The 20,238-nt window shown below is 44.0% G+C and carries 15 protein-coding genes; 6 read left to right on the top strand and 9 right to left on the bottom strand.

Features of this window, described 5'->3' with window-relative positions:
* Nucleotides 1–5 precede the first annotated feature (5 nt).
* The 9 genes from rplB to E7Z59_RS06240 form a co-directional block, all read right to left on the bottom strand.
* Nucleotides 6–830, bottom strand: coding sequence for a 50S ribosomal protein L2 (gene rplB / locus E7Z59_RS06280; protein WP_136335418.1), 825 nt, complete (start codon nucleotides 828–830; stop codon nucleotides 6–8).
* 11 nt (nucleotides 831–841) lie between these two features.
* A complete protein-coding gene (rplW, locus tag E7Z59_RS06275) occupies nucleotides 842–1,132 on the bottom strand; it encodes a 50S ribosomal protein L23 (protein WP_136335417.1) in 291 nt (96 codons plus the stop codon).
* An 8-nt stretch (nucleotides 1,133–1,140) separates the two neighbouring features.
* Complete coding sequence (gene rplD, locus E7Z59_RS06270) at nucleotides 1,141–1,770, bottom strand: 50S ribosomal protein L4 (protein WP_136335416.1); 630 nt, start codon at nucleotides 1,768–1,770, stop codon at nucleotides 1,141–1,143.
* Nucleotides 1,770–2,387: a 50S ribosomal protein L3 gene (rplC, locus tag E7Z59_RS06265; RefSeq protein ID WP_136335415.1), complete on the bottom strand. Its 618-nt coding sequence runs from the start codon at nucleotides 2,385–2,387 to the stop codon at nucleotides 1,770–1,772. Before rplC ends, rplD begins: the two co-directional genes overlap by 1 nt.
* A gap of 188 nt (nucleotides 2,388–2,575) precedes the next feature.
* Nucleotides 2,576–2,881 (bottom strand): 30S ribosomal protein S10, encoded by a 306-nt coding sequence (gene rpsJ, locus E7Z59_RS06260; RefSeq protein WP_007094989.1) that lies wholly within the window; start codon nucleotides 2,879–2,881, stop codon nucleotides 2,576–2,578.
* Nucleotides 2,882–2,892: 11 nt separating this feature from the next.
* Nucleotides 2,893–5,022, bottom strand: a complete 2,130-nt coding sequence (gene fusA / locus E7Z59_RS06255; protein WP_136335414.1) for an elongation factor G — start codon at nucleotides 5,020–5,022, stop codon at nucleotides 2,893–2,895.
* A 22-nt stretch (nucleotides 5,023–5,044) separates the two neighbouring features.
* Nucleotides 5,045–5,521 carry a 30S ribosomal protein S7 gene (gene rpsG, locus E7Z59_RS06250; RefSeq protein ID WP_136335413.1) on the bottom strand — a complete coding sequence of 159 codons (477 nt, stop codon included), beginning with the start codon at nucleotides 5,519–5,521 and terminating at the stop codon, nucleotides 5,045–5,047.
* 22 nt (nucleotides 5,522–5,543) lie between these two features.
* On the bottom strand, nucleotides 5,544–5,918 hold the full coding sequence (gene rpsL, locus E7Z59_RS06245; protein ID WP_036121756.1) for a 30S ribosomal protein S12: 375 nt from the start codon (nucleotides 5,916–5,918) through the stop codon (nucleotides 5,544–5,546).
* Between the two features lie 357 nt (nucleotides 5,919–6,275).
* Complete coding sequence (locus tag E7Z59_RS06240) at nucleotides 6,276–7,004, bottom strand: hypothetical protein (protein ID WP_136335412.1); 729 nt, start codon at nucleotides 7,002–7,004, stop codon at nucleotides 6,276–6,278.
* A 906-nt stretch (nucleotides 7,005–7,910) separates the two neighbouring features.
* Here E7Z59_RS06240 and E7Z59_RS06235 point away from each other — a divergent pair.
* From E7Z59_RS06235 to E7Z59_RS06210, 6 genes are all read left to right on the top strand, one after another.
* A complete protein-coding gene (locus E7Z59_RS06235) occupies nucleotides 7,911–11,135 on the top strand; it encodes a SusC/RagA family TonB-linked outer membrane protein (RefSeq protein ID WP_136335411.1) in 3,225 nt (1,074 codons plus the stop codon).
* A gap of 17 nt (nucleotides 11,136–11,152) precedes the next feature.
* The gene (locus E7Z59_RS06230) at nucleotides 11,153–12,808 is read left to right on the top strand and encodes a SusD/RagB family nutrient-binding outer membrane lipoprotein (protein ID WP_136335410.1); all 1,656 of its coding nucleotides are present in this window, start codon (nucleotides 11,153–11,155) and stop codon (nucleotides 12,806–12,808) included.
* Between the two features lie 16 nt (nucleotides 12,809–12,824).
* The gene (locus E7Z59_RS06225; protein ID WP_136335409.1) at nucleotides 12,825–13,718 is read left to right on the top strand and encodes a hypothetical protein; all 894 of its coding nucleotides are present in this window, start codon (nucleotides 12,825–12,827) and stop codon (nucleotides 13,716–13,718) included.
* 415 nt (nucleotides 13,719–14,133) lie between these two features.
* Nucleotides 14,134–17,340 (top strand): SusC/RagA family TonB-linked outer membrane protein, encoded by a 3,207-nt coding sequence (locus E7Z59_RS06220; protein WP_136335408.1) that lies wholly within the window; start codon nucleotides 14,134–14,136, stop codon nucleotides 17,338–17,340.
* 18 nt (nucleotides 17,341–17,358) lie between these two features.
* A complete protein-coding gene (locus E7Z59_RS06215; RefSeq protein WP_136335407.1) occupies nucleotides 17,359–18,666 on the top strand; it encodes a SusD/RagB family nutrient-binding outer membrane lipoprotein in 1,308 nt (435 codons plus the stop codon).
* Nucleotides 18,667–18,796: 130 nt separating this feature from the next.
* The gene (locus E7Z59_RS06210) at nucleotides 18,797–20,125 is read left to right on the top strand and encodes a SusD/RagB family nutrient-binding outer membrane lipoprotein (RefSeq protein ID WP_136335406.1); all 1,329 of its coding nucleotides are present in this window, start codon (nucleotides 18,797–18,799) and stop codon (nucleotides 20,123–20,125) included.
* Nucleotides 20,126–20,238 lie beyond the last annotated feature (113 nt).

Here is a 20,238-nt window from a genome sequence, read left to right as displayed (position 1 = left end):
ATACTTTATTTCTTTCTACGTTCTACAATGTACTTATTACTTGCCTTGGTCTTAGAACGTGTTCTAAAGCCTTTAGCAGGCAAGCCTTTTCTTGATCTTGGGTGACCTCCGGAAGCTCTTCCTTCACCACCACCCATTGGGTGATCAACAGGGTTCATCACAACTGGTCTTGTTCTAGGTCTTCTACCTAACCAGCGTTTTCTACCTGCCTTACCTGAAACGATCAACTGGTGGTCAGAGTTAGATACCGCACCAATGGTAGCCATACAATCGGCTAATACCATACGGGTTTCTCCCGATGGCAGTTTAATGGTAGCGTATTTACCCTCTCTGGCCATCAACTGTGCGAACGCACCTGCTGAACGTGCCATAACCGCACCCTGTCCGGGACGCAGTTCAATACAAGAAATAATAGTACCTAAAGGCACCTCACTTAAAGGCATTGCATTTCCGATCTCAGGAGCAACTCCGGTTCCAGACACTACGGTCTGACCTACCTGAAGTCCGTTCTGAGCAATGATATAGCTCTTCTCTCCGCCTTTGTAAACGATCAATGCAATAAACGCAGTTCTGTTTGGATCGTACTGGATCGACTCCACAGTAGCCTCAACACCTGTATTAGCTCTTTTGAAATCGATAACACGATACTTTCTCTTGTGACCACCACCTTTGTAGCGCATGGTCATCTTACCTTGACTGTTTCTACCTCCCGACTTTTTTAACGGAGCGAGCAAGCTCTTCTCCGGCTTATCAGTAGTGATCGCGTCAAATCCGTTCACTACTCTAAATCGCTGTGCAGGAGTAACTGGTTTTAATTTTCTAACTGACATTCCGTCTCTAATTAAATATTGCTATAAAAATCAATAATCTCTCCTTCAGCTACCTGAACGATTGCTTTTTTATAAGCGTTGGTTTTTCCGTTTTGGATGCCGCTTTTTGTGTAACGGGTACTACGCTTAGGCCCGTAATTCATTGTGCGAACTTTTTCAACAGAAACACCATAGGCAGCCTCAACCGCATTCTTGATCTCGATCTTGTTTGCTCTGGTATCAACCAGGAAACCATAACGATTATTCAACTCGCTGTCTGCGGTTGCTTTTTCCGTAATAATAGGCTTAATTAACACACTCATGGGTTTCATTATTTACTTAAATTCGACACAATACCTTCCAGTGAACCCTCAAAAAACACCACACTTTTAGCGTTAACTATCTTGTAAGTGTTTAATTCTGAAGGAGTTACGACTTCTGAGGCCTTCAAATTGCGCGACGACAAATATACATTTTTATTTGCATCACCCAAGACGAACAAAGACTTTTTGCCTTCTAACCCTAAGGCTTTCAGCACAGAAGCAAAATCTTTGGTTTTAGGAGACTCGAAGTTGAAGTCTTCAACTACCATGATCTGATTGTCTTTTGCCTTGGCAGAAAGCGCAGATCTTCTGGCTAGTTTCTTCAATCCTTTGGTCAACTTCTGGGTGTAGTCTTTTGGTCTTGGACCAAAAATACGTCCACCTCCTTTAAAGACTGGCGACTTGATACTTCCCGCACGAGCTGTACCTGTCCCTTTTTGCTTCTTGATCTTACGGGTACTCCCGGCGATCTCAGCACGCTCTTTAGCCTTGTGTGTTCCCTGACGTTGGTTAGCCAGGTACTGCTTAACATCCAGATAAACAGCGTGATCGCTTGGTTCTATTCCAAAAACTGAATCAGAAAGACTAACCTTTCTTCCAGTTTCTTTTCCGTTCTTATCTAATACTGCTACTTCCATTACTTCTGAATGATTACATAAGCATTCTTGTGACCCGGAACACACCCTTTAACCACTAAAAGGTTTTTCTCAGGAACCACTTTCAATACTTTTAGGTTTTGTACTGTTACTTTTTCTGCACCCATCTGTCCTGCCATGCGCATTCCTTTGAATACACGTGCCGGATACGATGCAGCTCCAATAGATCCCGGTGCTCTCAGACGGTTGTGCTGCCCGTGAGTGGCCTGCCCAACACCTCCAAAGCCGTGTCTTTTAACAACACCCTGGAATCCTTTTCCTTTTGATGTACCACTTACATCAACAAATTCTCCTGCTTGAAATTGCTCTACTGTCAAAGTATCGCCTAATTTGTACTCACCTTCAAAATCCTGGAATTCGACAACTTGTTTTTTTGGAGCAGTACCTGCTTTTTTAGCATGACCTAGTTCAGCCTTGCTAGCATGTTTTTCTGCCTTGTCATCGAAACCAAGTTGAAGAGCCTCATACCCGTCAACCTCATTGGTTCTGACTTGGGTAACTACGCATGGTCCAGCTTCGATAACAGTACAAGGAATATTCTTCCCGTTCTCATCGAACAGACTGGTCATACCAATTTTCTTTCCAATTAACCCAGACATTCTAATTTTCATTTAATGACCTCGAATCGCTCTATTCCGATTTCCGGTCTTTGTTAATATAAATACGAACTATTTAAAAAAACTTCAGGGTCAAAATACTTTCAACCCTGAATGTATTTTTTCCGTTTTTCCTTTGCGAATCGCTCCGGACATGTCGTGCAACCCCTTCCGGTGGCACACCTGAGAACTTACACCTTGATCTCTACCTCAACCCCGCTTGGAAGCTCAAGCTTCATCAGCGCATCGATGGTTTTCGAAGAAGAGCTGTAGATATCAAGAAGTCTTTTGTAAGAACTCAACTGAAACTGCTCTCTCGACTTTTTGTTTACGTGAGGAGAACGCAGTACGGTAAAGATCTTTTTGTGAGTAGGTAACGGGATAGGCCCTGTTACCACAGCGCCGGTAGTTTTTACCGTTTTTACAATCTTCTCTGCAGATTTATCTACCAGGTTGTGATCGTACGACTTTAACTTTATTCTGATTTTCTGACTCATTTTCTTTAGATTTAAGCATTAACTCCTTTAGCTGCTTTGATCACTTCTTCGGCAATATTCGAAGGAGTTTCTGCATAGTGAGAGAATTCCATAGTAGAAGTAGCTCTACCTGAAGAAAGGGTTCTAAGCGAAGTCACATATCCGAACATCTCAGATAACGGTACCTCTGCCTTGATCACCTTAGATCCGGCACGGTCGCTCATGTTGTTCACCTGACCGCGACGACGGTTAAGGTCACCAACAATATCACCCATGTTTTCTTCCGGAGTAAGCACCTCGAGCTTCATGATCGGTTCCATGATAATCGCTCTTGCGGCTCTGGCAGCCTCCTTGTAACCAAGCTTGGCAGCAAGCTCGAACGATAGCTGATCAGAATCCACAGGGTGGAAAGATCCATCCTTCAGGGTCACCTTCATGGCATCCATCTCAAATCCTGCAAGAGGTCCGTTCTTCATAGCCATCTTGAATCCTTTTTCAACCGATGGAATGAATTCCTTAGGAATATTACCTCCTTTAACCTCGTTCACAAACTCAAGTCCGGCTTTACCTTCTTCAGCAGGCTCCATGGTAAATACGATATCTGCAAATTTACCACGACCACCGGTTTGCTTCTTGTACACCTCTCTGTGATCTGCTTTACCGGTAATAGCTTCTTTGTACTCTACCTGAGGCTGACCTTGGTTCACTTCTACCTTAAACTCACGCTTAAGACGGTCAACAATAATATCAAGGTGAAGCTCACCCATACCTGAGATAATGGTCTGACCTGAAGCTTCATCTGTTTTAACCTGGAACGTCGGATCCTCTTCAGCAAGTTTTGCCAACGCCATACCAAGCTTATCAACATCCGCCTTCGTCTTAGGCTCAACAGCGATACCGATCACAGGGTCAGGGAAGTTCATACTCTCCAATACAATTGGGTGCTTCTCATCACTCAGGGTATCACCTGTCTTAATATCTTTAAATCCAACAGCAGCTCCAATGTCTCCTGCTTCGATAAAGTCAATTGCATTTTGCTTGTTAGAGTGCATCTGATAAATACGAGAGATACGCTCTTTTTTACCTGAACGATTGTTCAATACGTAAGATCCTGCATCTAGTCTACCTGAATAAGCACGGAAGAAAGCCAGACGACCTACGAACGGGTCAGTAGCGATCTTAAATGCTAGTGCAGCAAAAGGAGCATCAACACTTGGCTTACGGCTGATCTCTTCTTCTGTATCAGGGTTGGTACCAACAATCGCCTCCTTATCTACAGGAGAAGGCAGGTAACGACAAACACAGTCAAGCAAGAACTGAACTCCTTTATTCTTGAAAGAAGAACCACATACCATTGGTACGAAGCTCAGATCCATTACTGCAGCGCGTACAGCAGCGTGAATCTCATCTTCAGTAATAGAGTTCTCATCTTCGAAGAACTTCTCCATAAGCTCTTCATCATACTCGGCTACAGCCTCAATAAGCTGTGCTCTGTACATATCAACTTCTTCCTGCATTTCGGCAGGAATGTCCACCTCGTCAAAAGTAGATCCGAAGTTGTCTTCGTGCCATATGATAGCACGGTTTTTAACCAGGTCAACGATACCTTTAAAGTCGGCCTCTTCTCCAATAGGAAGAACAAGCGGCACGGCTTTAGAACCAAGCATCTCTTTTACCTGCTTACAAACTGCCAGGAAGTTTGAACCCTGACGGTCCATTTTATTAACGAACCCGATACGCGGTACATTATAGTTATCGGCAAGCCTCCAGTTAGTTTCCGACTGTGGCTCCACCCCGTCAACCGCACTAAATAAGAATACCAATCCATCAAGTACTCTCAGCGAACGGTTTACCTCTACGGTAAAGTCAACGTGGCCGGGAGTATCGATAATATTAAAGTGATAATCTTTAGCATTCGGAAGAGGCTGCCCTTTTTCCATCGGGAATTTCCAGGTACAAGTAGTTGCAGCAGAGGTAATGGTAATTCCTCGCTCCTGCTCTTGCTCCATCCAGTCCATCGTAGCTGCACCATCGTGCACCTCACCGATCTTGTGACTTATCCCTGTATAGAAAAGGATACGCTCGGTAGTAGTGGTCTTACCGGCATCAATGTGCGCAGCAATACCAATATTCCTTGTATATTTTAAATCTCTTTGTGCCATTTTCTAAATGTTCGGTTTTCGGTTAAAATCTAAAGTGAGAGAACGCCTTGTTCGCTTCAGCCATCTTGTGCGTATCCACACGTTTCTTCACTGCAGCACCTTCTTCTTTAGATGCAGCAAGAATTTCATTGGCAAGACGAAGTGCCATAGACTTCTCATTTCTCTTACGAGCATAACCGATAAGCCACTTCATCGCCATAGATACCTTTCTGTCAGGTCTGATCTGCATAGGAATCTGGAAGGTAGCTCCTCCAACACGTCTACTTCTCACCTCTACGTGAGGCATAACGTTTGATAATGCATCTTTCCAGATCTCAAGCGCGGTCTTTTCATCATCCTGTTTCTTCTCCTCCACTATATCGATAGCATCGTAGAAAACTTTAAATGCAATAGACTTTTTACCATCCCACATCATCATGTTAACGAAGCGTGTTACCAGCTGATCGTTAAACCTAGGATCCGGCAAAAGAGGTCTCTTTTTAGCCTGTCTTTTTCTCATGTTTTCTTTTTAAAAGTTTTAATTACTTTTTAGGGCGTTTAGCACCGTACTTAGATCTCCTTTGCGTTCTTCCCTGAACACCTGCAGTATCCAGAGCACCACGAACGATGTGATACCTAACTCCCGGTAAGTCTTTTACCCTTCCGCCTCTTACTAATACTATCGAGTGCTCTTGTAAATTGTGACCCTCTCCTGGGATGTAAGCGTTTACTTCCTTACCGTTGGTAAGACGTACCCTTGCCACCTTACGCATAGCCGAGTTCGGCTTCTTAGGTGTAGTGGTGTAAACACGCGTACAAACCCCTCTTCTCTGAGGACACGAATCCAAAGCAGCCGATTTACTCTTCTTAGTAATCTTGGCTCTTCCTTTTCGTACTAATTGTGAAATTGTTGGCATAATTTACTTTACAATAAATATTATTTTATATCCTCAAAACCCACGTCTGGCTTGGACACAGAACCTCCTGAGACAGAAGTACATGCCGTTTTGAGGTCGGCAAAGGTAGGAATAAATACTAATAAATCAAATCTTAAATGATTAATTTTCAACCTACTTTCATGTTATTCCAAAAAAAGCAGTCAGGAATGGAGATCCGATGGAAGAATTCTAACTCAACACCTGAAATGATCAGGTAGATCCACATGAGACGTTGATCCAATAAACAAAAAACACAGCCTCCTGTAGAAGTTTAAGACCATGATCAATGTCCATGACACTATTGACCGTAAAAAAATTGCAACCCTGGAAAAAAAATCAAAAGCCTGCATTCAAGGCCTGGAAAAAGGTCACCAGCTCAGCTTCTTCCTTAAGATCATAACCTTTTTCACTGAGAAAACTTCGAGCTGCAGCCACCTCTTGCTCGGGCAACATTTCAAGTACCTTATTTCTTCTCATCTTAACCAGCTTGGGCAACTCTCTGTTCACACCGACAAGCACCTCCTCTTTAAGAATAAATCTGTTTGGAACACTCCCTTTCAGAGGGTCCCCGGAATCTCTGCCCTCCCGGAAATAAACCCACTGTTTTTTAAACAACCTGTAATCCCCATCAGTAACCAATGCAAGTAAATAGCCATTTTGCCTGCCTTCATCTGAGCTATATTCTGAATAAACATAGAGATCATCCCCGATCTTACATCGTATCTCCGGGTCCTTTTTTACCACATACACCTCATTTTCAGAATCAGAGATGTTTATTTTTATTTCCATAACTCCATTCAGCGCATCAAACCTTGCATAGACACCGGGTATTTCCTTACCTCCCAGATAAAGAACAGATTCTTTAAAACGGTCATCTGCATAACGAGACCCCGCAACCTTCAAATCGTTATCAACAGCATTCTCATGATCTACCTGCCGAATTAAATTTCCCAACTCTTCAGATAACTGAAAAAGGTCTGCCGTAGTTCCGGGCGTTTGACAGCTGATGTTTTGCACTGGCAATAAAAACATCATAAAAACAAGTAGACACAGTATATTCCTCATAATACATTTGTTAAGGTCGAGAAACAATAATACATAAAAAAACTCCTTCATCTAAAAAAGCATGCCCGGAAACCCTTTGAAGACACATTCCCTGGAATCACTCATGAACTTAGCGCAAATCTACATCACGCAGATGCAGGCGTTTTTACAGTCATCGCGATCAATATTCACTATCAATATCCAACCTTTCTGAATAAGCACATTTCCCTTAACAAAAAGTATCGTTTGAACCGTCATCACTCCTTAATATATATCGAAAAAAACAAGAGATCTCACAATAGAAATAAACAGCAATAAAAAACCATCAACTTCCAGCCTTAAAAAACACAGAACCCAAACGATCTTTTCTTGTACCCTGCCCACATAATCACTTTTTCCATTTGCCACTTATTCTGTTTAAAGGTAACAGTAACGCACCATGAACTACACCGCAATCACACAAACCACCTAAAACAACCACACCACCCTTCGCGACCCTAATAAGCAAAATACCTGATCAAAGGACTCCAAACATACCAACCCTCAACATTTTTAAATTATTTTTTGAGAAATTATCATAAAATTAAGAATAGTGTTAACAAGGGTTCAGGGTCTTAAAAACCAAATCCGGAAACACTTATTTACTGCATATAACTCCCCAGCGCAACAGCACCCCATAAAACGATTAAAACCCACACACCTCTGTATTTCAGTTACTTAAAATATGAGTGAAAACAATAACTGAGAAGCAACATGAGCTGCACCCGAAACAAAAATCAAGAATTCCGATAGCTACCCATGGGCAACACTTTGTAAAAACAAGCTTTGATAATTAAGAAGCCTGTTAATAAAATACTAAGGGATATTTGTGTTTGTTAACAATAATTTTAGATATTTAGCCCGCTAATTCAATATTAATTCACAAATATGAAAACTAAACTTAAAGGCTATCTAGCACTTTTACTGGTGCTGGTTGCGCAGATTTCATTTGCGCAGGTGAAAACGATCACTGGTACGGTAACCGACCAGGATGGTTTGCCTCTACCGGGTGCCAGTGTTGCAATTCAAGGCACCACACAAGGTACGCAAACAGATTTCGATGGGAATTATGCTATCGAAGCTGCCGCGGGGCAGGTCTTGGTTTTCTCCTATGTAGGACAGAAAACCGAGGAACGAACAGTTGGAGCTTCCAACGTAATTGATGTGGTTTTAGGGCAGGATGCCCAGGCCCTGGAAGAGGTAATTGTTACCGCCCAGGGTATCAAGCGGGAACGTAAGGCTCTTGGATACGCGGTATCTGAGGTTGCCAGCGAACAGCTTGAACAACGTGCTGAAGGTGACATTGGACGTGTACTTTCAGGGAAGGCATCAGGGGTACAGATTACCGCTCAGAGTGGTCTGTCAGGTTCTGGTACCAACATTATTATTCGTGGTCTCAGCTCCTTTAGCGGGTCTAACCAACCATTGTTCATTGTTGATGGGGTTCCCTTCAGCTCTGATACCAATGCACAGGGAGACTTCGTAGATGGTAACGCTGGTGGTTCAAGATTCTTTGACCTTGACCCGAACAACATCGAAAGCATCAACGTACTTAAAGGTCTTGCAGCTGCAACTCTTTACGGTACGCAGGGACGTAACGGGGTGATCCTGATCACCACCAAGAACGGAGCTTCAGGTGGAGGCGCCAAGAAGAACGAGGTAACTGTTAACACCTCTTTATTCTTTAACGACATCGCTTCTTTACCTGACTACACCAACAAGTGGGGTAACGGATTTGACCAGGCTTTCGGGTGGTTCTTCTCTAACTGGGGACCCAACTTTGAAGAAAATGCCATTGGTGGATGGGGGTCTCAGGCTGCCATTGACGAGAATGGTACACTACCTCACCCTTACTCTACAGCGAGTTCAGGTACAGGTATTCCTCAGGCATTCCCTGAATTCCAGGGCGTGCGTTACGACTACAAACCTTACCAGAGTGCTGAGAACTTCTTTAAAACAGGAACGGTTCTTAACACCTCGGTTAACTTTAACACCTCTTCTGATGACGGGAAGATGAGCATGAGTGCCAACATGGGTCACTTAACTGACGAAGGGTTTACCCCTGAGAACAAGGTTATCAGAAACACCTTGGGTATTGGTGGTAGAGCTGAATTAAGCAACAACTTCACAGTAAGTGGTACACTGAACTACGCAAGAACAGATTTTCGTTCACCTCCTATCGCAGCGGGTGATGGTAACACCGTATTCGGTGCTTCAGAAGGATCTTCTGTATTCTCGAATGTATTCTTTACACCTCGAAGTGTTGACATGCTAAACCTGCCTTATCAGAACCCACTTACCGGGGCCAGTGTTTACTACCGTCAGAACAACAGTATTCAGCACCCTTTATGGACTGTAAACAACGCTCAAACAAGACAGGAAACCAACAGAACCTTTGGTAACACCACCATTGTTTATAAGGTTAATGACAACATGAACCTGACGTACCGTTTGGGACTTGATATGTATAGTGAAAATAACACCAACTATCAAAACAAAGGTGGGGTGAGTGATGTTGCCCGTACCCGTAGTGGTTTCTACAACACGTGGAACAACACCAACACTATCTGGGATCACAACCTTTTCTTAAGCGGTCTATTTGATATCACCGAAAAGATCGGAGTTTCTTTCAACGTTGGTGCTACTGCCAGACGTGACGTATTTGATCAGAACGGAGTTTCTTCTTCAGGACAGCAGGTATTTGACGTAATCCGTCACTTCAACTTCGAGCTTCAGGATGAGATCCAGTTCTTCCAGCAACGTAACATCAACGGTATGTACGGACAAGCTGATTTCGATTTCGGCGACTTCGTTTACCTGACTGTTGCCGGTCGTAACGACTGGGTATCTAACCTTTCAGAAGAGAACAGATCTATCTTCTACCCCAGTGTTAGTACCTCATTTGTTCCAACCAGTGCATTTGACGCGCTAAGAGGAAGTTCTTTCTTAAACTTCCTGAAAGTGAGAGCCGGTTACGGTACTTCTGCTACCTTCCCAACAGGATATCCAACAGTAAGTACGCTGAACCTGAACACTCAGAGATGGATCAACGCTGCCGGTGGTTTTGCTGCCTCTAACGAGATTTCTGCAACCCTTGGTAATCCAAACCTAAGACCAGAAACACTTAAAGAACTGGAGTTTGGTGTTGAGTCAAGATTCTGGAACAACAGAATTACCCTGAACGCTTCTTACTTTAACCGTATTACTGAAGACCTGATCGTAGATCGTAGACTGGATGCTTCTTCCGGAGCGCGTTTTATCCAGACTAACATTGGTGAGATCGAAGTAGACGGAGTTGAAGTTGACCTTGGTGTAGACATCTTCAGAAATCCTGAAGGATTTAACTGGAATGTTAATGCTAACTTCAATGCCATTGAGCCTATCGTAAACGATCTTGGGGCCGACACAGACCTTATTGTATATGCAGGTTTTGGTGACCTTGGTAACGCCGCTATCGAAGGAGAGCCTCTGGGTACCATTGTAGGTTCAAGAATCCTTAGAAATGACCAGGGACAACCCCTGATCAACAGTGAAGGTGATTATATTGTAGAGGCAGGACAGTTCGCCATTGGTGATCCTAACCCTGACTACACCCTGAACGTTTCGAACTCTTTCTCTTTCGGAAACTTCAACTTCAGCTTCCTGCTTCAGCATGTTGCCGGAGGTGATATCTATAGCCAGACGATCGCTACCCTACTTGGTCGTGGTTTGGTTCAGGACACTGACAACAGGGAAGCTACTTATATCCTTCCTGGTATCAATGAGAACACCGGACAACCTAACAACATTCAGATCAACAACTCAGATTACCACTTTGACAACGTTCTTTTCGGACCGTCAGAGCTGAACATCTACGACGGGTCTGTAATCCGTTTACAGGAAGTTGCTTTCGGGTATTCACTACCTAAGAAGATCCTTGACAGAACACCTTTCGGTGCACTGACCTTTACTGTGTCAGGACAAAACCTTTGGTACGAGGCTTACAATACTCCTGATAGTGTTAACTTTGATCCAAACCAGGCAGGTCTTGGTGTAGGTAACGGTCAAGGATTTGACTGGTTAACCGGACCTAGTTCAAGGAGATATGGATTTAGTGTAAAAGCTACATTCTAAACAATAAAATGAGAAAAATGAAAAACAGTTTAAAGAAAATCGGATTAGGGATTCTTTCGGCAATGACCTTTGTTGCTTGTGAGACCACCGATCTTGATCTCACAGATAACCCTAACGCACTAATTCCGAGCCAGGCAGACGTTAACTTTTACACCACTGCCATCCAGCTGAATTATGTGAACTTTGTTGAAAGCATGGGAGTTACCGGTGGGCAGATCACCCGTCAGGAGGTATTTTTTGACAGAAACTACCTGAACGCCTATGCACCTATCGCCTTTGATGGTGAATGGGATGATGTATATCGTGGAATATTAACCAACCTGAAGGCCATGCGTCCTGTGGCTCAAGAAAATGAATTATTCAACCACCTAGGTGTGGCTGAGGTACTGGCTGCCGATGCTATGATCACCTTGGTTGATTATTTCGGACCGGTACCATTTACTGAAGCCCTGGCTGCAGAGGAAGGGGTATTTAACCCGGCTCCTGATTCAGGAGAGGAAGTGTACGCCGCTGCCCTTGAAATGTTGAATACAGCGATCGCTAATTTTAACAAAGGTGCTACTGCTGAACTTGCCAGTGACTTCTTCTACGGAAACGACTATGACAACTGGATCAAATTGGCCAATACCCTTAAAATGAAGATCTATCTTCAGACAAGATTGGTGAATCCAAGTGCAGTTTCTGAATTCAACGCCATCGTTACTTCAGGAAATTATATCGATGAAACCTCTGAAGATTTCGAATTCAGATGGGGTAACAACGAGAACCAGCCCGACACTCGTCACCCGAGATATGCGGATGACTATACACCAACCGGTGCCGGTAACTACCAGTCTAACTGGTTAATGAACCTTATGCAGACTACCAACGACCCAAGACTTCAGTACTACTTCTATCGTCAGACATCAGTAGTTCCAGGTCAGGACGGAGCGGAGCCTAACGAGGAAACCATCGACTGTTCTCTTGAAACTGCTCCACAGCATTATCTTGACGGAGATTTCACTTTCTGTGCTCTTTCTAACGGATATTGGGGAAGAGATCACGGAGATGATTCAGGTATTCCACCAGATGGATTCTTCAGAACTGCCATCGGGGTTTATCCTGCTGCAGGTAACTTTGATGACGGACGTTTTGATGATGTACAGCAAGGTGGCGGAGGCCAGGGAGCTGGTATCACTCCGATCATGCTGGCTTCATGGGTAGACCTGATGCAAGCGGAGATGGCAGCTATCAGCAACCCTGCTGCTGCTAAGCCATTCCTGATCTCTGCGCTTGAAAAGTCAATCGCCAAGGTACAATCATTCGGAGCTCTTGATGCTTCTGCAGATCTTGATACTGCACCTACTGATGCTCAGGTTGACGCTTTCACTGCCTTGATCGACGGATCTTTTGATGCTGCATCAGACAGTGAGAAGTGGGATATTATTGGTGAGCAGCTAATCGTAACCACTTTCGGTAACGGTACTTCTGCTTTCAACTTCTACAGAAGAACAGGTTTCCCAACCACGCTTCAGCCTAACAGGGAGCCAAATCCGGGATCTGTGATCCGTTCGTTGAGATATCCTGCAAATGCCGCTAACAACAACTCTAGTATCGAGCAGCGTCAGAACGTAACTTTCCAGGTGTTCTGGGATAACAATCCTGCTTCACCTGCGTTCCCAATCGCTAACTAAAAAACTGATTTAGAACATGAAAAGAATAAAATCAATATTAACTTTTGGTCTGTTAGCAGCGACTGTTTCCTGTGTGGAGAGCGACGCTTCAATAGACGAGCTATTTGACAATACCTCCAGAGGAGCTGTATTGCGAACGCTGGACGTTTCCAGTCCTGACTTTTCTATCTCTGATCCTGAATCTGTTTTTTCAGTAACCCTGGAAGAGCAAGATGAAGAGGAAGGAGCACTATTTGAGTCTATGGATGTATACGTATCCTATACTGATAATACCCCGGGAAAACCGGACGACAATGACTATTCTAAAGCAGAGGCTTTCCTTAAAAACATTCCTGCTTCAGAATGGGGTACAAGTGCCTTAGGCCTTCCTGAATACACCCTTGAGGTTAGCTTCGGAGAAGCTTTAAGCGCTTTATCAATTGCCGATACTGAGTTTGCAGGTGGAGATTATTTTGACATTCGTTTGGTATTAAACCTAACTGATGGTCGTTCTTTCTCCAGTGCCGATGGTAATGGTAACATCTTTACCGGATCTTTCTTCAGAAGTCCGTTCTCCTACCGTTCACCTATCGTATGTCCTGCTACATTTGATGCACCTACTGTAGGTACCTGGACCCTTTCAGGTCAGGATTCTTACGGAGACGGATGGAACGGAGCCTCTATTGACATCCTTGTTGACGGAGAGCAGTTCCTGAACTTCCTGGTAACAGAAGATCAAGGTGATACTAATGAAGTAACCTTTGAAATTCCTTCCGGAGCTACTTCTATCGAAGTGTTCTACAATTCCGGAGCATGGGATTCTGAGGTAACCTTCCAGCTAATCTCTGCCAATGGAAATACAGTACTGGATCTGGGACCAAGTCCTGCTGCAGGAGTATCTCTGATCGATTACTGCAACTCAGACTTATAATATTCCTTTTAACCATAAAAAGGAGTTCTCTGAGTCTCTTTTTAAAATTAATTTGATCAAACCATCCCCATTTCGGGGATGGTTTTTTTATGACTATCCTGTAAAAAACTTCTCGGGAACTTAAGGATCAAGAAGTTCTTCAAACCCTTTTATCCAAGGGGTAAAGCACTCCCCACGTCTATACCCAAAAGACCCATTCATGTTAATTTTCCCCGTATAGCATTGAAATAAAGGCTACATAGATCTGAAAGATCCACCCTTTCTAAAAACCGACTTACCCCCTAATAACAGTAGGATAACAACTTAAAATATCTCGGTTAAATCTTACTGGATTAACAAATTGTTAAGGATATTTTATGTTTATTAACGAGAATTTAGGATATTTAGGCCGCTAATTCAATATTAATTCACAAATATGAAAACTAAACTTAATGGCTTTCTAGCACTATTGCTGGTGCTGGTTGCGCAGATTTCCTTTGCGCAAACAAAAACGATCACTGGTACGGTTACAGACCAGGATGCCTTGCCGTTACCCGGGGCCAGTGTTTTGGTAAAGGGTACATCTAATGGTACTCAAACCGACTTTGACGGAAATTATTCGATTCAGGCCTCTGAAGGCCAGGTGCTTGTTTTCTCCTATGTTGGGCAAGAAACTCAGGAGATCACCGTAGGCGCCTCTTCCACGATCAATGTGCAACTGCTTCAATCGGCTCAAGAGCTTGGAGAGGTAGTACTTACAGCATTAGGTCTGGAAAAAAAGAAGGATGAGGATCTAAGTTCCTCGACCCTGGTAGACACGGAAGCATTACAGAAATCAGGAGAAACGGGAGTGATCCAGGGGCTTGCGGGTAAAACCTCAGGTATTCAGATCACAAGAAACTCCGGAGACCCGGGTGCTGGTGCCTATATCCAGATTCGTGGTCAAAACACCATTACCGGTAGCGCTTCTCCCCTAATTGTACTTGACGGGGTTGCCATTTCCAATACATCTGTAGGATCGGGTGTAGGTGGTGTTGTTCAACAGTCTCGTCTTAATGACATCAACCCTGAAGACATTGAATCGGTAACAGTATTGAAAGGTGCAGCAGCTGCTGCAGTTTGGGGTACCGGTGCTGCAAACGGGGTACTTGTTATCAAAACTAAAAGAGGTCGTGGTGCCGGAGGCAGTCGCATGTCTGTAAACGTTAGATCGAGTGTAGCTTTTGACGAGATCAACGTAGAATGGGACAAACAAGACAAGTTCGGGCAAGGTCTAAGTGGAGCCTGGGCAGAAGATTTCGCACTATCCTGGGGAGATAAGATCGCCGATCGTCCCGGAGGAGCTGATGTATTTGACACCTCTGGAGAGTACTTTGAGGCAGATTCAGGAAACCTCATCTACCCTATCACAGAGAAAAGATCTCGAGAGGTTTTTAATGATGTGAACAGAGATCAGGTGTTCCAGACGGGAGTTACCTTAGACAACTCTGTAAGTATTGGTTTCAGTGGTGACAACAGCAACACCCTGTTATCACTTTCAAATCTTGACCAGGAAGGTATTATCCGTGGACAGTCTTCGTACAACAGAAAGACTTTCCGTTTGAATCACGAGGTGAACCTTACTGAAAAACTTACCGCTAGAATCAATACCAACTATTCGACCATCAAGTCGCAGCGTATACAGCAAGGTTCTAATATCAATGGTTTATACCTTGGATATTTAAGAACTGCTCCTGATTTTAACAATACGGATTATAAAGGAACTTACTACGATGCCAATGGGGTGGCTTTCCCTAATGCTCACAGAGCCTATCGTGGTAGTGTAGGTACCATTCCTGTTTATAACAACCCGGGATGGACCATCAATGAGCAGACCAACCCTAACCGTGTAGAGCGTTTTATCATCAACCCTGAAATTCAGTGGCAGATCACAGATAATATGATCTTTACAGGTCGTTACGGACTGGATTATTATACTGACGTAAGAGAAACGTACTTCCCTGCTAACTCTTCAGGTATTCCTGACGGTAATTATGCCCGTACAGAAATTGCTGAAAAGAATTCTACCTGGAACTTCTTCCTTTCATCTAACTACGATCTGGGAGAAGCTTTCAATCTGAGCTGGATCCTTGGTACGCAATTTGAAGAGTCTGATTATCACAGTATCGGAGGTACTTCAAATAATTTCACCAACCCATTCTTAGGCGACCTGAGATTATTTGGAAATGCAGATGCCGCAAACGAACTGCCATTCCTGTTCAAACAAAAAACTCGTAAGAACGGTGCTTATGCTGTAATTAACGCTGAGCTCTTCAACCAGTTATTCGTAGAATTAACAGGAAGATACGAGCGTCCTTCTACTGTAGAGGACAATGTATTTTACCCTTCTGCATCTTTAGGATGGGCTTTTAGTAACATCATTCCTGAAAACAATTTCCTTAGCTTTGGTAAGTTAAGAGCTTCTTACGGAGAGATCGGTATCGAGCCACAGCCTTATGCAACAAGAACAACTTTCGGTCCCGGAGGCGTTGGATCTTCATGGGGAGATTTCCTTGCTGCAGGTACCTATGGTAACCCGTTTACACGATCTACTACCTTAGGTAATCCTGACCTTACCATTGAGAGAATCAAAGAATTCGAGGTAGGAGCAGATTTCCGTTTCTTCAACAATTACATGACGCTTGGATTCACCTACTATGACAGGGTTACTGAAGATGCGATCCTGCCATTAGACCTGGCGCCTTCTTCAGGATTCTCTAACGTACTTGCAAACGCTGCTGAGATCTCTAACAAAGGTATCGAGATCGATGCGAACGTGAACATATTCAACCAGGGAGATTTTAAATGGAGCGTGAACGCTAACTTCTCCCGTAACCGAAACATCGTTGAGAGTCTGAGCGGGGTGCAGTCTGTATTCCTAAACGGATTTACAGGAGCTTCTTCACGAGTTGTAGAAGGTGAGCCTTTTGGAGCTCTTTGGGGTGGAAGATTACTCCGGGATGCTGAAGGCAACCTTGATCTCGATGCAAACGGTTTCCCACAACTTGATCCTGAAGCCGGTTTGATCGGAGATCCTAACCCGGACTGGAGAGGTGGTCTTGGAACTACCATTTCATGGAAAGGCCTTACGCTTTCTGCCTTATTCGAGACCTTCCAGGGTAATGAAATGTGGGCAGGAACCAAGGGAGTGTTGAACTATTTCGGTATCAGCCCGGAAACTGCCAACGAAACCACAGCACCAACTGACCTTGTAAACGCTTCCGGTACAGTTATCCCGGCAGGAACCACCTTCCGTGGTAATATCGGAGATTTCGGTGCAGGTCCTGTTGCTCTTGATCAGTCTTGGTATTTAGGTCTTGCCAGTGGATTTGCTTCATCGCACGAGCTTTATATAGAAGACGCTTCATGGACTCGTCTCCGTGAATTATCTTTATTCTATAGCCTGCCAACCAACATGATGGAATCAATCGGTTTCAGAAGTGCTGAAATTGGTGTAACCGGTAGAAACCTGGTTCTATGGACAGATTTCGAAGGAGTTGATCCTGACCTGAACTTAACTGGTGCTTCCAAAGGACGTGGTCTTGACTACTTTACCAATCCAGGAACCAGATCATACCTGTTTACTTTAAGACTTGGACTTTAAAAAAATAAAATGATACGCATGAAAAAAATAATTTATTCAGCTTTAGCAGTTTCGGGGCTATTATTAGGTAGCTGTTCCGATTACACTGACGGGCTAAATGTAGATCCGAACAACTTTACCGACTCTCCCGGGAATTTAGTACTGGGGCAGGTAGGTCTTTCTGTGGCTTCACTTTCTGAAAGTCAGCCTTCCAGATATGCCGCGATATTTACCGACCAGTTCTCTGGTTGTGACAGACAGTATGAGCAGTATGAAGCTTATGTAGTAACTGCACAGGATTTTGATGATTCCTGGGATGATATCTACGCAGACGGAATTGCACAGGCCAAATTCGTACGTGAAAAAGCTATAGAAGAAGGTGACGCTCAGTTAGAAGGTGCTGCCATGATCCTTGAAGCCCTGCTTTTCGGAGAAACCGCCGCGCTTTACGGAAACGTGCCTTTCTCTGAGGCCGGAGATCCTTTTGAATTTCCAAACCCTAGTTATGACAGTCAGACCGAGGTTCTTAACGGAGTGCAGGCAATGCTTTCTGAGGGAATCAACAAAGTCGGATCTTCTCAGGTATTGCTTAATGCCGTAGGTGTTTTCGCTACCAACGATGCCACCTGGGCTGAAGTTGCTCATAGCTTGAAAGCTCGTTACTACCTGATCGCAGGAGACTATCCAAATGCTCTTGCAGAAGCCCAATTAGGGATCTCTTCTCCAACCGGGAACCTGGAGGCCTTCCATACGGAAACCAACGGACAAGAGAATTCTTATTACCAGTTTATTGTAGAGCAACGTGCCGGGTACCTGGCCTTGTGTAATAATCCATTATTGCTTCGTTTAATGAATGGCACTACCCCTCGTGCACTCGCCACTCCGGGAGATGCTGAGCGTCTTGCTGTTTATTTTAACGACGATTTTACCGAGCCTAACACCGCTGCCGGAGGAATTTTTGCCGCCGATGCCAACTTCCCGATCGTTTCATGGATCGAAACCAAACTGATCCAGGCAGAAGCGGCCGCAAGAACCGGTGGTGATGCCCTGACTCCATTCAACGAAGTACGTGCTTACCTGGAAGCTACTTACGGAGGAAGCTTTCCGGCTTCATCTTCAAGCGGACAACAGTTGATTACTGAGATCCTTGAAGAGAAGTACATGTCTTTACCCGGATCACTTCAGGTATTCCACGATATGAGAAGAACGGATGACATTCTGGGAACTTTAAAGGGTAGTGGTTCTTCTATCCCTCAGCGTTTCCTTTACCCACAGGTAGAGATCAACGCTAATGAGAACTTCCCGGGTCTGGAGGACTTGTTTACTCCTACTCCGGTTAACCAATAGGATCCAAACACCGATCAATATTTAAATTAGCTTGATAAAGCCATCTCTGAACTTTCAGGGATGGCTTTTTTATTTCACTTACCAATATATTTGACATTTTTTTCCTACATTTAAGAAGGAATAATACCTTATGAACTCCTTCTTGTTCAAAAATCTTAGACCTGTCATCTTCACAGTGCTCTTCTTTTTACTGATGAGCTGTTCTAACTACAACAGCGATACAACTACAACCCCTAATGACTTCACCTCTATGCCCGGAGAAGAGATCATTGGCCAGATTGGTTTGGCTGTTGCCGAATTATCATCAGGCCATGCTTCAAGAATAGGCAGTACATTTTCAGATCAGATATCTTTCTGTGCCAGGTGTTGCGGACCACCCTATGAATCCTATACTGTGTCTCCCCCCGACTTTGATGTTATATGGTCTAATGCGTATACCGATGGCATAGCAAATTCAGTTTACGTACGAGAATATGCCGTTGCTAATGGTGACACCATCCTTGAAGGGGTCGCTATGATACTGCAGGCCATGCTCTTTGGAGAAATGGCTGCACTATTTGGTGACATTCCGTTTTCCGAGGCTGGGAATCCTCTTCAATACCCACATCCCAGGTATGACCCCCAGCATTTGGTTTTTAGCGGGATACAACAAATGCTATCAGAGGCAATCGCCAAAGTGGATTCTGCTCCAGTATCCATTTCTCAGATGGAGGTTTTCACATCCAATGAGGCCAGGTGGGCTTCGATAGCTCATAGCCTGAAAGCACGATATTACCTGATCACTAAAGATTACAACAATGCCCTTCTGGAGGCTCAGAGGGGAATTGGAGCTCCCAATGGGGGCCTTTTAATCAATCATAGTAACACTGAGGGCGCAAAAAATCTTTACTTTCAGTACACCGTAGAACAAAGAAAGGGCCATATTGGTACTTGTAACAACCCCTTGTTATTCCGATTCTTAAACGACACCCAACCAAGAATTATCTACACCCCCGGAGACCAGAGTAGACTATACCATTATTTTGATGTTGATGCCTCCGTACTCAATACGAACCCGGGAGGCCTTATTGCTGCTGATGCAAATTTCCCGGTGATCTCCTGGGTAGAAACCAAACTGATCGAAGCGGAGGCAGCAGCCAGAACCGGAGGGGATGCCCTAACCCCATTTAATGAGGTGCGAGCACATCTGGAAGCTACCTATGAAGGGCATTTCCCAATCTCATCAACTACCGATACAACACTTTTGATCACTGAGATCCTTGAAGAAAAATACATCTCAATGCCCCTATCGATTCAAACGTTCCATGATGCAAGAAGAACAAATGACATCCTGGGCACCCTCAAAGGAGATCATTCTACCATTCCCCAGCGATTTTTGTATCCCCAAGCAGAGATCGATGCCAATGAGAACTTTCCCGGAATTCAGGATCTGTTTACACCAACCTCAGTCAATCAATAGGATGCAATCTCCTTTCTTAATTTATGTTAGCCAGGTCAAGGAATACCCGATCAGGGAGACTTTTTTATGCCAAAAAGCCAAATGAATTAGATGAATTCGCAATAACCACCTGC

The sequence above is a fragment of the Robertkochia marina genome (assembly GCF_004799345.1).
Lineage (GTDB): Bacteria > Bacteroidota > Bacteroidia > Flavobacteriales > Flavobacteriaceae > Robertkochia > Robertkochia marina.
The sequence above is the reverse complement of the archived record's forward strand: the minus strand, read 5'-3'. Positions and strand labels throughout refer to the sequence as shown.

Excerpts from the sequence above, each read along its gene's own strand:
- rplB (WP_136335418.1), bottom strand. The coding sequence starts at position 830 with ATGTCAGTTAGAAAATTAAAACCAGTTACTCCTGCACAGCGATTTAGA.
- rplW (WP_136335417.1), bottom strand. The coding sequence starts at position 1,132 with ATGAGTGTGTTAATTAAGCCTATTATTACGGAAAAAGCAACCGCAGAC.
- rplD (WP_136335416.1), bottom strand. The coding sequence starts at position 1,770 with ATGGAAGTAGCAGTATTAGATAAGAACGGAAAAGAAACTGGAAGAAAG.
- rplC (WP_136335415.1), bottom strand. The coding sequence starts at position 2,387 with ATGTCTGGGTTAATTGGAAAGAAAATTGGTATGACCAGTCTGTTCGAT.
- rpsJ (WP_007094989.1), bottom strand. The coding sequence starts at position 2,881 with ATGAGTCAGAAAATCAGAATAAAGTTAAAGTCGTACGATCACAACCTG.
- fusA (WP_136335414.1), bottom strand. The coding sequence starts at position 5,022 with ATGGCACAAAGAGATTTAAAATATACAAGGAATATTGGTATTGCTGCG.
- rpsG (WP_136335413.1), bottom strand. The coding sequence starts at position 5,521 with ATGAGAAAAAGACAGGCTAAAAAGAGACCTCTTTTGCCGGATCCTAGG.
- rpsL (WP_036121756.1), bottom strand. The coding sequence starts at position 5,918 with ATGCCAACAATTTCACAATTAGTACGAAAAGGAAGAGCCAAGATTACT.
- E7Z59_RS06240 (WP_136335412.1), bottom strand. The coding sequence starts at position 7,004 with ATGAGGAATATACTGTGTCTACTTGTTTTTATGATGTTTTTATTGCCA.
- E7Z59_RS06235 (WP_136335411.1), top strand. The coding sequence starts at position 7,911 with ATGAAAACTAAACTTAAAGGCTATCTAGCACTTTTACTGGTGCTGGTT.
- E7Z59_RS06230 (WP_136335410.1), top strand. The coding sequence starts at position 11,153 with ATGAAAAACAGTTTAAAGAAAATCGGATTAGGGATTCTTTCGGCAATG.
- E7Z59_RS06225 (WP_136335409.1), top strand. The coding sequence starts at position 12,825 with ATGAAAAGAATAAAATCAATATTAACTTTTGGTCTGTTAGCAGCGACT.
- E7Z59_RS06220 (WP_136335408.1), top strand. The coding sequence starts at position 14,134 with ATGAAAACTAAACTTAATGGCTTTCTAGCACTATTGCTGGTGCTGGTT.
- E7Z59_RS06215 (WP_136335407.1), top strand. The coding sequence starts at position 17,359 with ATGAAAAAAATAATTTATTCAGCTTTAGCAGTTTCGGGGCTATTATTA.
- E7Z59_RS06210 (WP_136335406.1), top strand. The coding sequence starts at position 18,797 with ATGAACTCCTTCTTGTTCAAAAATCTTAGACCTGTCATCTTCACAGTG.